At 62.3% G+C, this 15,717-nt stretch carries 16 protein-coding genes; 7 read left to right on the top strand and 9 right to left on the bottom strand.

What is annotated here, in order from left to right:
• Positions 1-427: 427 nt before the first annotated feature.
• The 5 genes from arfB to C266_RS03300 all read left to right on the top strand — a co-directional run bounded on the left by arfB (position 428) and on the right by C266_RS03300 (position 4,917).
• Complete coding sequence (gene arfB, locus C266_RS03320; protein WP_010807877.1) at positions 428-844, top strand: alternative ribosome rescue aminoacyl-tRNA hydrolase ArfB; 417 nt, start codon at positions 428-430, stop codon at positions 842-844.
• Positions 845-958: 114 nt separating this feature from the next.
• Positions 959-1,255 carry a helix-turn-helix transcriptional regulator gene (locus tag C266_RS03315; protein WP_010807876.1) on the top strand — a complete coding sequence of 99 codons (297 nt, stop codon included), beginning with the start codon at positions 959-961 and terminating at the stop codon, positions 1,253-1,255.
• A gap of 21 nt (positions 1,256-1,276) precedes the next feature.
• Positions 1,277-2,578, top strand: a complete 1,302-nt coding sequence (locus C266_RS03310; RefSeq protein ID WP_036661244.1) for a type II toxin-antitoxin system HipA family toxin — start codon at positions 1,277-1,279, stop codon at positions 2,576-2,578.
• 95 nt (positions 2,579-2,673) lie between these two features.
• Positions 2,674-3,303: a DUF2239 family protein gene (locus C266_RS03305; RefSeq protein WP_036661242.1), complete on the top strand. Its 630-nt coding sequence runs from the start codon at positions 2,674-2,676 to the stop codon at positions 3,301-3,303.
• 174 nt (positions 3,304-3,477) lie between these two features.
• Positions 3,478-4,917, top strand: coding sequence for an MATE family efflux transporter (locus C266_RS03300; protein ID WP_081636138.1), 1,440 nt, complete (start codon positions 3,478-3,480; stop codon positions 4,915-4,917).
• Here C266_RS03300 and C266_RS03295 read toward each other — a convergent pair.
• Positions 4,815-6,029 (bottom strand): MFS transporter, encoded by a 1,215-nt coding sequence (locus C266_RS03295; protein WP_010807872.1) that lies wholly within the window; start codon positions 6,027-6,029, stop codon positions 4,815-4,817. The two genes, C266_RS03300 and C266_RS03295, sit on opposite strands and share 103 nt — an antisense overlap.
• An 11-nt stretch (positions 6,030-6,040) precedes the next feature.
• Here C266_RS03295 and C266_RS27230 point away from each other — a divergent pair, with 11 nt between their 5' ends.
• Positions 6,041-6,340, top strand: a complete 300-nt coding sequence (locus C266_RS27230; protein WP_144265691.1) for a hypothetical protein — start codon at positions 6,041-6,043, stop codon at positions 6,338-6,340.
• Positions 6,341-6,482: 142 nt separating this feature from the next.
• Here the strand turns inward: C266_RS27230 and C266_RS03290 are convergent, their stop codons facing one another.
• The 7 genes from C266_RS03290 to C266_RS03265 all read right to left on the bottom strand — a co-directional run bounded on the left by C266_RS03290 (position 6,483) and on the right by C266_RS03265 (position 12,264).
• Positions 6,483-6,725 (bottom strand): ChaB family protein, encoded by a 243-nt coding sequence (locus tag C266_RS03290; RefSeq protein ID WP_010807871.1) that lies wholly within the window; start codon positions 6,723-6,725, stop codon positions 6,483-6,485.
• 101 nt (positions 6,726-6,826) lie between these two features.
• Positions 6,827-6,982, bottom strand: coding sequence for a DUF3309 family protein (locus C266_RS26545; RefSeq protein WP_010807870.1), 156 nt, complete (start codon positions 6,980-6,982; stop codon positions 6,827-6,829).
• A 300-nt stretch (positions 6,983-7,282) separates the two neighbouring features.
• Positions 7,283-7,414, bottom strand: a complete 132-nt coding sequence (locus tag C266_RS28235) for a hypothetical protein (protein ID WP_010807869.1) — start codon at positions 7,412-7,414, stop codon at positions 7,283-7,285.
• A gap of 67 nt (positions 7,415-7,481) precedes the next feature.
• Positions 7,482-7,841 (bottom strand): BON domain-containing protein, encoded by a 360-nt coding sequence (locus tag C266_RS03280; RefSeq protein ID WP_010807868.1) that lies wholly within the window; start codon positions 7,839-7,841, stop codon positions 7,482-7,484.
• 222 nt (positions 7,842-8,063) lie between these two features.
• Positions 8,064-8,807, bottom strand: a complete 744-nt coding sequence (locus C266_RS03275) for a BON domain-containing protein (protein ID WP_010807867.1) — start codon at positions 8,805-8,807, stop codon at positions 8,064-8,066.
• A gap of 402 nt (positions 8,808-9,209) precedes the next feature.
• Positions 9,210-10,715 (bottom strand): DUF2252 domain-containing protein, encoded by a 1,506-nt coding sequence (locus C266_RS03270; protein WP_010807866.1) that lies wholly within the window; start codon positions 10,713-10,715, stop codon positions 9,210-9,212.
• Complete coding sequence (locus C266_RS03265; protein WP_010807865.1) at positions 10,705-12,264, bottom strand: mechanosensitive ion channel family protein; 1,560 nt, start codon at positions 12,262-12,264, stop codon at positions 10,705-10,707. Before C266_RS03265 ends, C266_RS03270 begins: the two co-directional genes overlap by 11 nt.
• Positions 12,265-12,873: 609 nt before the next feature.
• Here C266_RS03265 and C266_RS03260 point away from each other — a divergent pair.
• Positions 12,874-14,994, top strand: a complete 2,121-nt coding sequence (locus tag C266_RS03260; RefSeq protein ID WP_010807864.1) for a bifunctional diguanylate cyclase/phosphodiesterase — start codon at positions 12,874-12,876, stop codon at positions 14,992-14,994.
• A gap of 40 nt (positions 14,995-15,034) precedes the next feature.
• Here C266_RS03260 and C266_RS03255 read toward each other — a convergent pair whose 3' ends face one another.
• Positions 15,035-15,607, bottom strand: a complete 573-nt coding sequence (locus C266_RS03255; protein WP_010807863.1) for a helix-turn-helix domain-containing protein — start codon at positions 15,605-15,607, stop codon at positions 15,035-15,037.
• Between the last annotated feature and the right edge of the window lie 110 nt (positions 15,608-15,717).

The following is a 15,717-nucleotide window of genomic DNA, read 5'->3' as shown; positions in this document are numbered from 1 at the left end:
AATGTTTCGGGTTGGATAGTAACAAAATATTTCAAATTGCAATGTAATTATGAGTTACATATCAGGCGTCGGCGTCGTCATACACGATTCAAATGCGCCTTGAGAATTTCCTTATGACACCTCTGATTGCCCTATCCATGGGAAAGAAAAGCCGCGTGTCTTGATGTAGATCAACCATTTTCCCGGCTCGACGCTGAAATAGAATCGCCTCATCGCCAAAGGACGACACAAGTTGTTACGAAATTACTCAGGATATTCAAGTAATTCTTAATCCGTTCGGATGAGGCGTATGCAAATCGACGATTTGCATTCCGAATCACTATCCGGCTACCGATGGGACGTGGGTCTGATGGCGTCGGACGCGCCTTCCGGCGCCCTGGATCGGGCGCGCTTGTAGGCTGGACGGCGAGAACGTTATCCTTGTCGCATGAACCGTCGCATTCTTATCGCCCCCGAAGACATCGAACTCACCGCCATGCGCGCGCAGGGTGCCGGTGGTCAGAACGTCAACAAAGTTTCCAGCGCCATCCATCTCCGCTTCGATGTGATGCGCTCGTCGTTGCCTGACGATGTCAAATTCCGCCTGCTCTCCCGGCCGGATCACCGCATCACTCAGGACGGCATCGTCGTCATCAAGGCACAGCAACATCGGTCACAGGAACTCAACCGGGCCGATGCACTTGCGCGCCTGCAAGCGCTGGTCGATGCTGCAGCCGTCCCGCCTCGCCGCCGCGTTCCGACCCGCCCCACCCTCGGCAGCCAGATGCGCCGCCGGGATGCCAAGCAGGGCCGCTCTCGCGTCAAGGCGTCACGAGGGAAGATCTTCTCCGGTCGCGAAGATTAGAGATAAGTACAATTATCTTTTTTTCACAAAAGCTAATTTTCATTAGCTTTTCATGGAAAATTGCCTGGCGAGATGCTAAGATAAAGCATCATTTTCCGATAAAAGCACATCATTATGAGCTTCATGGAATCGCTGGTGGCGGCACGCAAGGAAGCCGCCATGACGCAAGCGGAGCTGGCCGATCGCGCCGGGCTGTCTCGCATGACGGTACAAAAAATGGAGTCCGGCGCACTCGACCCGCGCATGTCGACCGTGCTGGAAACAGCGCGCGCCCTCGGACTCGAGCCCATGCTCGTGCCGGCCAGTTTGCGGCAGGAAGTCGAGTCGTTTCTTCGCTCCGGCGGTAAATACCTCGCGCAACCCAGCGGTGTTTCCGCCCCGCCCTCCATCGTCGAGACGCTCGCCCGCTAAACCGCCCAGGCCCTCGGATCTCTGTCCATGAACATCAAATATCTGCGCGCCTATCTGCACATGCCCGACGGGACGCGTCGCGCCATCGGCTATCTCTCGCAATACGGTGACATTCTCCGCATGTCGTTCGACGAGGATTACATCGCCGATGCCCGGCGTCCGGTGCTCTCGCTGGCCTATCGCGGCGCCAACGAGGCCGCGACACGGGAGATTCTCGCGTCGCCGCAAGATGCTCGTCTGGTGCGCACCGACGGCCGCTGGCCGGTCTATTTCGAGAATCTGCTGCCGGAAGGCCATAACCGCGAACGCCTCGCCGCCGAGCGCCGTTGCAGCCCGGACGACGAGTTCGAGCTGCTCGCCGCGGCCGGTCACGATCTGATGGGCGCGCTCGAAGTCGAACCCGTGCCGGCACGAGAAGGCGTTCCGGACGTTGTCCACCGCTGGCACACGGCCCTTGGTCTCGAAATGGTGGAGCCGGGTTTCGTCGACACACCGGTGGAAGACGCTGCCTCGCTGCCCGGCGTGGTCACCAAGTTCTCCGCCATTCGTGACGGCCGGCGCTATATCGTCAAACGCCAGGGACGCGCGGGCTCGGTCATTCTCAAGCTGCCGACCACACGTCACCCGGATCTGGTCGAAAACGAATTCACGGGCTATCGGCTATGCGAAGCCCTCGATCTGGATTGCGCGAAGGCAGAGATCATCTCGCGACGCGATGCCGACTTGCCTGAGCAGGTGCCGTTCGAACATATCCTCGCCGTCCCCCGCTTCGACCGTCTGCCCAACGGACGCCGCGTGCACATGGAGGAATTCGCACAAGTGCTGCAATACCCACCGCGCAGCAAGTACGGGCGCGGGCTCGATACCGACTACACGACGATGCTGCGAGTGCTCGACCAACTGTCCGGCGAGCCGGTGCGCGACGTGCGCGAGTTCCTGCGCCGCCTGATCGCCTTCATCCTGCTCGGCAATACCGACGCCCACCTCAAGAACTGGGCGCTGACCTATCCCGACGCCCATACGCCGCAATTGGCGCCGGTGTACGACCCGGTGTGCGTCGCCGCCTTCTTCCTCGATGTCCCCGAATCGCACTACGGGGTGAACCGGGCCATCGACAAAACACTGCGCGCCTTCGACTGGAACGCCCTGGAAGGTTTGCTCCGGGGCGCCGGACTCCTTCGCGTCAGCCGGTTGACGACCATCGCACGGGAGACCGTCCGCGAGGCGCAGGCCAAGTGGCCTGCGCTGCTCGGCGAAGCACCGAAAGCCGTGCGCGCCACCGTGCTTGAACGCCTGAACGGCGGTGTCGCCCTCACAGCCTGAATTCCACCCGCACCTGGCGCGCCTCTCCACAGAAAATATTACCCGGATAATATTGAAATTCGAATAACATCCGGGTAATATTCGCCGGTACCGACATGTGCCTATCGCTACCGGAGTCTGCTGTGCTTGCCAATTCCTTTGGATATACCGTCTTTCGCGACATGCGTCGCATCGCGTCGGGCTCGCTCGCCGACGCGGCCATCGCCTATCAGCAGGCGATGATTGCCGACCCGCACGCCTCGGTGCTGATTTTCGACAACCTGACCGGAGACACGCGCGACGTCGATGTGCGCGGCTCGGCCGCCGACATACGGGCGAGATACCCCGCATCGGCCTCAGCCGTCGCTGCATCCGATGTGCCTGCCGTCAAAGGACGAGGCCGCCCCAAGCTAGGCGTCGTGGCGCGTGAAGTCACCTTGTTGCCGCGTCATTGGGATTGGCTGGCCGCGCAGCCTGGCGGCGCATCCGTCGTCTTGCGCAAGCTGGTGGACGAAGCACGCCGCAAGCATGCCGGACGGGATCTGCTGCGCCGCGCACAGGAGCGGGCCTATCACTTCATGTCGACTATTGCAGGTGATCTGCCCGACTTCGAAGAAGCGTCGCGTGCCCTCTTTGCGCAGGATCTCGACGCGCTTGGCGCACGAATTGCCGGTTGGCCCGAAGACGTACGCACGCATTTGCTGCGACTGACCTCCACGGACGATCTGGCCGACGACGCCGCATAAGGCAACGATGGGACCGTTTAAGACCCGCTAAACAGGGGCGCGCGCAGCGCCCCGACTCCCTGATTTCCATGCTCACCGGGCGGACCGCCGCACCGGACGGGCACCGCTTTGCCTGTTGCTTTTGCCGCAGCTTCGCATATGCCCCGTTCACAACCCGACCAAGAACTTCACACCATGACGCAACCCACTTCCGCTCCACCCGCTCCACCCGCGCCGCGCCGCCCGCTCTGGCGCACATGGCTCATGATTGCCGGGCCGATGATGCTGACCAACGCGCTTCAGTCCATTGCGGGCACGGTCGACGGCATATATCTCGGCCATCTCATCGGCACCGACGCTATCGCTGCGGTCTCGGCATTCTTTCCCGTTTTCTTCTTTCTGCTCGCTGTCGTGATCGGGCTGTCTGCTGGCGCGACGGTGATGATCGGGCAGGCATGGGGCGCGCGGGATCTGATCCGGGTGCGGAACATCGCAGGCACGGCCCTCATGATGATGTTCGTGGCAGGTGTCGTCATCAGCGTGCTCGGCGGTCTGTTCGCCGAGCCGCTCATGCGCGGGCTCGGTACACCCGCGAGCGTGTTCGACGCCGCAACCCTTTACGCGCGCTGGATGCTTGTCGGCATGCCGATCGTGTTCCTGCTCTGGCTGACGACATCCATGAGCCGTGGTACGGGCGACGCCGTCTCACCGCTCTTCACCCTGCTGATTGCCACGTTGCTTTCGCTTGGTTTCACGCCGGCGTTCATCTTTGGCTGGGGACCGTTTCCCCGGCTCGGCGTAGCCAGCGCCGCCGCCTCGACACTGCTCGCATTCAGCATTGCGCTGTTGTGGATGGCGGCCTGCTGGCGTCGTCAAGGACACCCGCTCGCGCCCGATCAAGCGTTGTGGCGTGCCGTTCGCTGGAACCCGGCGCTGGCGCGTGGCATTCTGCGCATCGGCGTCCCGGCTGCTATGCAGATGCTTACGATGGCCATCGCCGAGATGGCATTGCTCGGCATGGTCAATCGCCACGGCGCGAACGCCACGGCAGCCTACGGGGCGGTCACGCAAGTGATGAGCTGGTTGCAGCTTCCCGTGATGACGCTTGGCGTCACCGCATCGATTCTGTGTGCACACGCCATCGGCGCGGGCCGCAGCGAACGCGTCGGCGCCATCGTACGTACCGGCTTTCTCTGCAATCTGGGATTGACGGGGAGTCTGATCGTCCTGGTGTGTCTGGCGGCTCCGACGATCATGCGCGGGTTTCTGACCGACCCGGACGTGCTGACGCTTGCCACCCATCTGCTCTATATCGTGGCCTGGAGCACACTGTTCATGGGGATGACAGCGATCATGGTCGGCGCCATGCGCGCGAGCGGAAAGGTATGGATACCCATGCTTCTGGGCGTTGCCGGACTACTGGGCATCGAAGTGCCCGCTGCATGGGGCTTCGAGCGGATCGCCGGACTCACTGGAATCTGGTGGGCGTATCCGCTCGCGTTCCTCGCCATGTGGGCAATGCAGGGCCTGTGTTACCGGGCCTTTCGACGGGCGTCGCGCCGCGCCCAGAGGAACATCGCCATACCGGCGCAGGACAGCAGAACACCGACCCAACCGGTCGACGTCCAGCCGTAGCCTGCGGAAATCGCCACGCCGCCGAGCCAGGCGCCAGCGGCGTTGGCCATATTGAACGCCGAATGATTGAGCGCCGCCGCCAGTGTCTGCGCTTCCCCTGCGACGTCCATCAGTCGAATCTGCAAAGCCGGGCCGATGATGATGATGGTGCCGATGGCAAGCACGTTAATGCCGGCCAGCCACGGGTTCGACGCCGTGAGCGTGAACGCCCCGAGCAGGAACGCCGACCAGATCAGCGTGCCGCCGATAGCCCGCATGAGCGAGGCGGCCGCCACCAGACGCGGCCCCACGATGGTGCCTGCCACCATGCCAACGCCAAACAGCGCAAGGTAGAACGGCACCCAGGCTTCGGGAACACCGGCCACTTGCATAAGCGTCGGCTTGATATAGCTGAACACCGCGAACATGCCACCGAAGCCGATCGCACCGATACCCAACGTAAGCCACACCTGCGAGTTGCGCAGCGCATTCAATTCGCGCAACGGGCTTGCACCGTGAGGTGCCGGGGCATTCGGCACCCAGCGCCACACCATGACAGCCGTGATCGCACCAATGATGCCGACGAGCACAAACGCCGCACGCCAGCCAAGCCACTGACCAAGACCCGCGGCCAATGGCACACCGAAAAGCGTGGCGAGCGTCAGACCCAGCATGACCTGCCCCACGGCATGCACGCGGCGATGTGGCGGCACAAGCGACGCCCCGACCAGCGCGGCGACACCGAAATAGGTGCCGTGCGGCAAACCGCTCAGGAAACGCAACACAATCAGTGCAATGTAGCTCGGGGCAAGCGCGCTCGCCAGATTACCAATGGCAAACATCGCCATGAGCGCGATCAGAAAGGCGCGACGCGGCAGACGCACGCCAAGCACGGCGAGCAACGGTGCACCGATCACGACACCCAGTGCATAGGTGCTGATCGCATGGCCAGCTTGCGGAATCGTGATGTTCAGACCATGGGCAACATCGGGTAGCAAACCCATGATGACGAACTCACCCGTTCCGATACCGAAGCCGCCCATGGCAAGCGCCACGAACGAGAGCCAGACGGGAATGGACGACTGAGGCAAGGCTTCGGCAGCCTCAGCAGGCAGGACTTGGGGGGCACTCATCGGAATTCGGAATGACAGCCGGTGCGGGACTGGAGGTATACGCAACGACCAGCGACAAAGGAAAACGGCATCGGGCGCTGCATATTCTGGCGACGTCGATCCATCGAGGCAGCCCCGTTCAAGGATGGCGATTTTACGCCAACCCGATTACTCCTGCAGCGCATGCGCCGCAACGCAACATCATCAAAACCTCACCATTGCGTAAGATTTCACTCGAAACGGCAGTTCGTGCCTTGCGTTGCAATATGTCTGCAACGACAACGCCGGGCGCACCTTTCCAACGCGCCCATAAAAAAAACCGGCCCAAGTAGGTGGGCCGGTAATCTACGGTTGCACTCCGGACGCGGGGACCGGCGGCAACTGTATTGAGGGTCGGTGGTGAACGGCGTCTTTCCTGTGCACTGCTGACAATGGATATCGCCTTCGCATCCGCGCCGTTCCCCGAATTGTCGATCAGTGGTGCGACTTCTTCGTGTCCCATTGACCGGACTTTTCATCCTTTTCGTAGGTCTTCTTCACGGCGGCCCAGGCAACTTTGTGTGCAGTCTCTTCCCGCGATTCATGACCACGACGTTCGCCGGGATCGCGGTACTCATCCCAGGCAGAATTGAACGCCTCGAGGTAAATCTCCTGTGCATGCGCCGGCAAGTGATCCTTGACGCTTGCCGGTAGATCGTGAGTCTGACGATAAGGCATGGTGGTGTCTCCTTGCACACGGCCCGCCCGATGTCAGGTGGGAACCGTTGGTAAAACTTCGGTCATACCGGCGGATTGCGCCAGGCACAGCGCCGCCGGCGTCAGATACGCCCCAAGAGCAAAAGTACCAGCACGATTATCACCACCAGTCCGATGCCACCGGACGGGTAGTAGCCCCATCCGCGACTATGCGGCCACGCGGGTATCGCGCCGATCAACAACAGAATCAAAACAATCAACAAGATGGTGCCAAGCATGACTCTCCTCCCTTGCCGATCCGGCCGCTAATCGTGCGAGCACGCCTGAACGGTCATGATCCGCACATTGCCACTTACAGCGGCAACGTAAGCGGCAGTTCTTCCACTGGAGGGTCCAGTGGTTTGTCAGGCGGGGGAACCGGCGTCGGTTCGTCCTCATCGGGAGGCGGCAACTTCGGCGGCGGTATCCCAGGCGGCTTGCCTGGGTCGTAAGGCTCAGGCAGGTGCGCATACAGGCGAGGAGCCCGCGTCAGCCGGCAGATTTCAATTGGGCTCGGCATGAACGAGGTCTCTCGCGGCTCAATGCCAATACGGGTCGACGGTGTAATACGTATGCACCTGCTCGGCCCAATGCAGGTCGGCCATACTCGGCCAGCAATCTTTGTCGAATCCTGGCGCCTTTCTGAGCGCATCCTTTTCGATGCCCATCATGATGGTCTCCTTCGTCCAGTGACGTCGAGGCGTGAGAACACACGCCCTCGACATGACGAAATCCGAGTTACTTCATTACCTTGATGTCGTCCTTGACGTCGACCACACCGTCAACGCCCTTGACCGTATCCACAATGAGGGTTCGTTGCGCCGACTGCGGTACCGAGCCGGTCAGATGCACCACACCATGACGCGTAGTCACGTGGATCTTGGTCGACGGCACGTCCTTCTTGGCGAGTAGCTCAGCCTTGATCTTGGCGGTAAGCGCCGAATCGTCGATCTTGCGGCCGGCATCGCTCATGACGCCGCTGGCGCTTGCGTTATCGGCGATCTTGATGATCCCGCCCTGATCGAGGGCGTGTGCGGCAAGGCCCGTCGTTGCAAGTGCACCGGCCATGACAAGTTTGAGCAGATTCGATTGTTTCATTGTTGATCTCCCGAGAATTAGCCGTCACATCGGCGGCATTGCCGCCTTGGACATCACCTCTCGCACGCCTCACGTGCGGTGCCCCTGCGACGACCGGGTCATTGGCGACACATCTCCTCGCTGGGAGATGCCCGATCCTGCCTTTTTCGCCAGCCCCCGAAGCGTGTGTCTTTCGACAACACGGGCCGGGTGGTCGGATGTCCCGTACCGCAGTGTTACCCGTCAGATCTTGTGACCTTCCTGACTTTCGCCCGGACGGCTCATCGCCTTATCGCGACGCTCGTGTAACCGGTTGTCCACGCCGCTCACACCGGGGACTTTCGAGACGACCGTCTGCACCACATGCTTCATCCAGCGCTCGGGAACATAACCCGTGAGCAACACCAGTCCCGAAGCCACCGTGACGTCGACATGCGATACCTCGAGGTCGCGTGCTTCGGACAACGCCTCGCGGACATCGTTACGAACCGCGACGTCGGCAGACGACGGGCCACGCGAGCGGGCATGGACGGTGGCGTTTGCCGTCTCTTGCGGCCTGCCCCGCACGCCTGCATTCGCGTGACCTTGCTCGTCGCCATCGCGGCCCCGGCTCCCTGTGGCCCACTCGGCCTCGCCTGACATCGTTTTGCCTTCGGTGTCTCGGGGGTTCCGTACCGTCTCAACCCCTTCCGTGCCTTCCGGCCAATCGACCCGCAAAGACTGCGACGGACGCTCCGGGTCAGAGGCACCAAGCCATGCCGGGTCGCTCTGCTTTTGCGCATGCAACGTCTGTGCACCACGGGTGGCCGACTGCCGGGCTGCATGCTTTTGGGCATCCGCATCGCCTTCCGAGGCGGGCGGCGGCTGCGCGCCAATCGTCTCGGCGTCACCGTCTTCATGCGTCAGTGCGTGCTGCTCGTACTGCTCCCCTGTGTCCGCCGTCTGGTCCTGCGACGACTTCCGCGTTGGGGGGATGCGCTTCGCCATGCCAACCTCCTCGACTGCCGTCCGTGCTGTTGCGACTGGCACCGGTCTTGTTGAAATTGATTGTAGATAGCCGGTTTCATCCGGCGAATCGGCGAAATCTGAAAGATGTGTAGGCGGACGCTGGCAAACGGCACAACGTCGATTCGATGTCGATTCCCACGTTAAGAATTCACATGAAAATCAATGCCTTGCAGTGAATTTCGAAAGCAATCTGCGAGGATGAAACGTGGCATCTGCACGAGGCTTACGTACATATGCCGCCTAATACATCGGACAATTCCTACGAATTACCCATTTAGCACCGTGTCGCGGCACCAATGCGGCGTGTGCTCGCCACCGATGCATTGGCATGCGCCAAAGCCCTCCTCTCAGTCCTCGGAGTGCCTTGGCGGGATGACCCCTTCATGCCATGAAATCGGCGGCCATGTCGGCATCGGTGCGAGCTTCGAGCCGCCCGTCGCGGCACGCCTTGCGAAACACCTCGTAATCGCGCTCGACCTGATCGGCGTAATCCGTCGCGTAACGGGTCAACGCCTCACCCAGACGGACGCCCTTGCCCACGTAACCGACCAGCTCCGCGGCGCACCCGCCGGCTTTGGCGTGGGCACGCGCCAGCACCCACCCGCAAAGGCCCGCATATTCCCGGAAACCGTCGGCCCGGAACAGCTCGAACTGTGCGGATATCTTCATATCGCGTAGTTGGCGTCCGTAAATGCAGCGGCCGAACGGGCCGGAACCCCAGCCGAGAAAGGCGTCGGACGCCGCCTGCATGAGTCGCTGGCCTTCGACCACGCGGCGTCCGTCATGCTTGGGCGTGACGTTCCTGAAGAAACGCGAGACGACCGACCTGGACGCCTCCTTGAATTGCAGAAACAGCGGTTGCTCATGGGTATCCATCATGAGCAACACCAGACACCGTGTGCCGACGCTGCCAACGCCCACGACCTTGAACGCCAGATCCTCCTGCGTATAGTTCGCCAGCATACGGGCGCGATCGGGTGACAGCGAATCCACATAGCTCTTGTACACGGGGGCGAACAGCTTGCGCCAGTCACCCAGCCCGAGCCAGTCGTCCTCCGGACCGAACAGCGTCGTCGCCCCGTGGACGTGGAAGACCGTGGGCGGCGCGTCGCGAATCTGCCAGTGATCGCCGACGTGCTGAGCGAACTTGGGCAACACGTTTTCATGCGTGCGCCCGCTTGCTCGTGCAATGCCGCGTTTGACGCCCTCGCGCACGCGCTCGGTCTGGGCAAGGCCGAGCATGCGCTCGAACGTGACTTGCTCATGCCATAGCGCGATGGTCGGCATGTGAGCGTACTCGTCCAGACGCCGCGCATAGGAGCTCACGGCAGTACGCACCATCTCGACACCCAGGGTGTCGCCAAAGCCGAACTGCCGGGCGGCGAGCACCAGGCTCGCGCATAGACGCTTCAGATCCCACTCCCAGGGGCCGGGTGCGGTCTCGTCGAAATCGTTCAGATCGAAGATCAGCGTGCGCTCCGGCGTGGCGAACCCGCCGAAGTTGGCCAGATGGCAGTCTCCGCAAATCTGCATGGTCAGGCCGGTATTCGGGGTGCCCGCAAGATCGTGCGCCTGCACGATGGCACTGCCCCGGTAGAACGCAAAGGGTGAGGCCAGCATGCGCCCATAGCGCAATGGAACAAGCGCGCCAACGCGCCCATCGCTGCTCGTGCGCAGCAGTTCGATGATGTCCCGATCGGTATTCCCGAGGCGGGCATGACTGCCCCGAGGCGTTTTCTCTCGCAGCTTTCGTCCAACGGCGACACGGGTTTCAAACGGCACCACCGGCACGGGCAGCGTATCGGCATCGAGCGACGGCGTGGAAGCAGAAGACGCAGTGGCACTCACTTTGGACGACGCAGACGCAGGCAACGATTTAGCGGGCATGACCAGCTCCTTGTTCTTGCGATGCAGCAGGTGACACAGACGCCGGTGGACGCTCGCCTGCCGGAGCGCGAGCAGGTGCCGGATACCAGTGTTCCGGAGGGATGGTGAGCGACGAATCCGGTTGCTTTTGGAAGTGCGGCGACATGATCTGAACGCCGTAACGGTTGAAGACGTCCTGAATGTTCTCGTGCAGCGCCGAGAGCGCGGCAAAGTGTGTTGACGGGTCTCGCAACGTGGCGAAGATCTCATACTCGGCGTAGAAGTCCGACAAGGCGCGTTGCAGGACATACGGCGCCGGCTGGGGGGCGACCTGCGGCGTGTGTCCTGCGGCTTCGATCAGCATGGCATGAACCTGCCGCCACGGAGTGTCGTAGCCGATGGTGAGCGTCGTGCTGAGGGCGACGGCTCGCTCGTGGCCCTGCGCCGAGAAATTACGCACCGTCGACGCGACAACCACCGCGTTCGGAATGGTCAGCGACTGCTCCGCCAGATTGACGATCTTCACCGAGAGCGCATCGACGCTCACAACCACACCCGTCGCATCGCCGATCGAAACAAGATCGCCCTTTTTCAGCGCACGACTGTAGATCACGACCATCCCGCTCATCAACTGGTTGACGATACCGCTCGAGCCCAATGTCACCATCAGGCCCAGCAACACGGACAGCCCCTTGAAGACGTCGCTCTGCGCACCCGGCATATAAGGATAGGCAAAGGTGATCGCCAGCCCCCACAACACCACGGAGACCACACGCCGCGTGGCCCCGGCCGTCTCGGGATGCATGCCGGGAATGGTCAGACGCCCGCTCTGCACCGCATCGAACACGTTGTTGATGAGGCTTTGCAGCGCGCGTGTCAGCAGAAAGATGACGATGACCGTCATGACCCCCGGGATGGAAGCGGCAACCCCGATCCCGAAACGGTCGACCAGCGTCCACAGAAAGGCCGATAGCCGCCCAGCCATCGGCTGACTGGCCGGGAACTGCATGAGCACGAAAATCAGGTACAGATAGCCGAAGGCCAGTGCCAGACACACGGCGCCGATCTGAACGATCTGATGGACGAGGTGGACCGCCGAGCCGGTCCAGTCGAAGGTGCGCGCAGTGCGCTGCAAAATGCGTTTCTCGAAGGCGCTTTGCAGGCGCACCTCCAGTCGGGTCCGCATACGGCCGATGCTGATCAGGAGCATCGCAAGCACGACCAGCGCGAGCGCGCTGAGGGCAACACCACGCAGGATGGTCGGCCAATGCAGTTGTTCGCGACGGGCAGCGAAGGCCACTTGCAGGCGTTTTTGAGCGTCCTCGGCGGCAGCGTCGAGCGTGCGCGGGTCGCCCGGCGCGAGGTCGTCTGCAGTCATCGCGAAAAGAATCCGGTCCTGAACGCGGAAGGCCACGCCTGAGACGCTGCCCAGCGAGGCCCGAAGCACGTCGACCGGGGCGTCGAAGGCGCTGGTCGGCAGGCTCTCGAGCACCGACTGCGCCCGCGCCGCACGCACGGCCGGCGTGGCGCCGCCGATGACGCCGCGAAACGTCACGACGGGACGGTCCATGAAGCGCAGCTCGACGCCATCCTGAGCATCGGTGGCAGAAGCGCCACTCTCAGGGGAGACCGCCCCTGACGCGCTACTGCCCCGGCTTGCCGAGTCTGCGCCCCCGGTCGAGGCAGAAGCGGCAGACGTTGCAGCCATCGCCGGAAGCCCCGGCGCCATTGTCATTCCACATACCACCAACACTTGCAACAGCCACATGCGAATGCGCATAGCACAGCTCCAGCGGGCAAATTGACCACCAAGATTGACGCAGTGCGAGGAATTCCGACGGAAATCAGGCAAAATCGAGGGCTGCCGTATTATTCCCCCGCCTGCTCCCTAGTTCGTGCCCTCGATTTCGTGGTCCGAAGGGTCGCCACCGACACGTTGCACGCGAAACGCCACGAGGGCGCCCATCGCCGAGAACGTTCGCCGGAGCGGGTATGGACGGATTATTCACCATGGCATCAGCACTGTCGAGCATTGGCGCGATGTGCGCGGACATCGGCCGATTCCCGGCTCCCGTCGCATTGGGCGCAGCGCGTTGTCGGAAAAATTCCGACACCACCCTCAACTATTGGCCACCCATGCCGATAACCAGTTAAGCGGGACTTTTCGGTTGGTTTTCATATGTCCAGTTCGTACAGTGGTTGGCTTGTTGCGTTATCGCTTGCGGTTGCAGTGCTCGCGTCGTTCACGGCGCTCGACCTTTCGGGTCGCATCTACCTCCTGACTCACCGTGGCATGCGTCACGCGTGGCTTGCCGTGGGCGCTGCCGCCATGGGTATCGGCATTTGGTCCATGCACTTCATCGGCATGCTTGCCTTGTCGCTGTCGCCCTCGTGGTCGCCACTGACATCGACGACCACCATCCCGCTGGGCTATGACCCCGGCATCACGGCAGGCTCTCTCGGCATTGCCATCGCCATTTCCTGGGCGGCGCTCTGGCTGATTGCCGATGAACGCTGCTCCAGGTGGCGGCTGGGCTGTGCCGGCATCACGCTCGGCCTCGGTATCGCTGCCATGCACTACAGCGGCATGGCGGCGATGAAAATGAATCCTGATATCGAATATGATCCGGGACTCTTTGCGGCGTCGATTCTGATCGCGATTGCCGCAGCCACCGCCGCACTGTGGATCGCCCGGACGCTGCGCGACGGCAGTCTGCGCTATGTCTTGGCCAAGCGAGTCGGTGCCGCCGTCGTCATGGGGGGGGCCATCACGGCGATGCACTTCACCGGCATGGCGGCCGCCAACTTTACGCCGGGCGCCATTTGCGGTGCAGCCGGCGGCGTCAGTTCGCCGTGGCTGGTGACGACCATCAGTCTGTTCACCTTCCTGATTCTCGTCACCACGTTGCTCGTCTCGCGCCTCGACGCCCGCACCAGCTTCCTTGCCAACTCCGTGCTGCAACTGAACACGCAGATCGCCCGCATGGCGACTTACGATGCGTTGACCGATCTGCCCAACCGCCGCGCCCTGCACGACGCCGCAGCCCGCATGCTCATCAACTCGCGTCGCGACCAGCGCCGTTTCGCCGTGCTCTTCATGGATCTGGACGGCTTCAAGACTATCAACGATTCGCTCGGCCACAACGTGGGCGACGACGTCCTTCGCGCCTTCGCCAAGCGCCTTCGCAAGAATGTGAACGGCGACGACCTGGTTGCCCGTCTGGGCGGCGACGAGTTCGTCGTGTTGCTCGGGTCTTTGTCGTCACCGGAGGTTGCAGGGCGCGTGGCACAACGTCTGCTCGACGATATGCGCGACGGATTGCGTGTCGGCGACCAATCGCTGCACGTCGTGCCCAGCATTGGCGTGGCCCTCTTCCCGGAAGATGGCGACAGCATCGACATGCTGCTCAAGCATGCCGACACCGCCATGTACGAAGCCAAGCGCGCCGGACGCGGCATCTACCGCTACTTCGAGCCGCGCATGAATGCTGCCGCCCAACGCACCTGGGAAATCCAGCAGGCACTGCACGACGCGCAGAACGAACAATATTTCTCACTGCACTTCCAGCCGAAATACCGCGGCGACACCGAAGCACTGGCTGGCGCCGAAGCGCTGCTGCGTCTGGCGCATCCGACCTTCGGAGACCTGCAACCGGTCGACTTCATACCGGTGGCGGAACGCACCGGCCAGATCGTCCAGATCGGCTATTGGGTCGTGCGCGCCACCTGCCAGCACATCAGGGAATGGGACGCCGCCGGTCTTCCCCCGGTCAAGGTCGCGATCAACCTCTCACCGCGCCAGATGGCGCAGTCGTCGCTGGTGGAGAACATTGTTCAGATCGTGAACGAGGTGGGAATCGCACACGACCGGCTCATGTTCGAAATCACCGAGACGGTGGCAATGTTCGACGCCCAGCACACCATCGACGTGATCCGCGCGTTTCAGGATCACGGCTTCGAAGTGGCGATTGACGATTTCGGCACGGGATATTCGAGTCTCGCGTATTTGCAGCGCTTCCGCGTCAAGCAGTTGAAGATGGACCGATTCTTCACGAACGGGCTCGACACCTGCGGCCACGAAGGCAGCGCCGTCGTGTCGGCGATCATTGCGCTGGCGCACTCGCTCGATATGGACGTGGTGGCCGAGGGCGTCGAGACGGCCTCGCAGCGCGAGGCGCTCAAGACACTCGATTGCGACGAACTGCAAGGTTTCCTGCTTGGCAAACCGCTCACGGGCGATGCGTTCGCCCGGCTGCTTGCGTCATTGCCGGGGGTACCCGACACACCGGCGATGGCCTGAATCGCCTGAGTCACGCGTCCTGTCATCCGTCGCCGCCGCTTCAGCGCCCGGCAGTCTCGGCTGTGGTCTCGACGTCGGCTTCCGGCACGTCTGGCGCAGCGCCCTCGTCAAACGGCTCCCCGGTCGCAAAGGCCGCCGCCCGGGCAAGCCGCTTGCGCATCCCTTCGTTGGCCGCCGGCCCTGCCGTCGGAATGTGACGCTTCGGGTTCAGCCGCACCCCCGTCACCGCGTCGATCACGACCGGTTCGACGACCTCCCCCGTCTCCCGGTCAATCAGCTGAGCCGAAATGCCCTCCGGTGCAAAGTGCCGGTTTCCCCATGCGAGCAGCGCCCACAGCACCGGCCGGAAATCTCTGCCGGCATCGGTGAGCACATATTCGAAGCGTGGCGGCCGGTCGCAATATTGCCGTCGCGCCAGCAACCCTTCTTCGACCAACGCGTTCAACCGGCGGGTCAGCATGTTCGGCGCAATATCGAGGCGTCGCTGAAAATCGTCGAAGCGGGTCGTGCCGTAGCCGGCCTCGCGCAGAATCAGAATGCTCCACCACTCGCCCACGCGCTCAAGGCTGCGGGCGATAGGGCATTGCATGTCGCGGAATGTCTTTCGTTGCATAAGGACTCCTCGCGTTCGGAGAGGGCCGACGCTGCCTATTACCATGCAAGTGAGCATAAGCGCGTCGACACCTGCAAGCAAGCCGGCCAGTGTCGCGGCAGCACGATTTC

Origin of the sequence: Pandoraea sp. SD6-2 (assembly GCF_000389825.1) — a bacterium.
Lineage (GTDB): Bacteria > Pseudomonadota > Gammaproteobacteria > Burkholderiales > Burkholderiaceae > Pandoraea > Pandoraea communis.
This window is presented reverse-complemented; position numbering and strand designations above follow the sequence as displayed.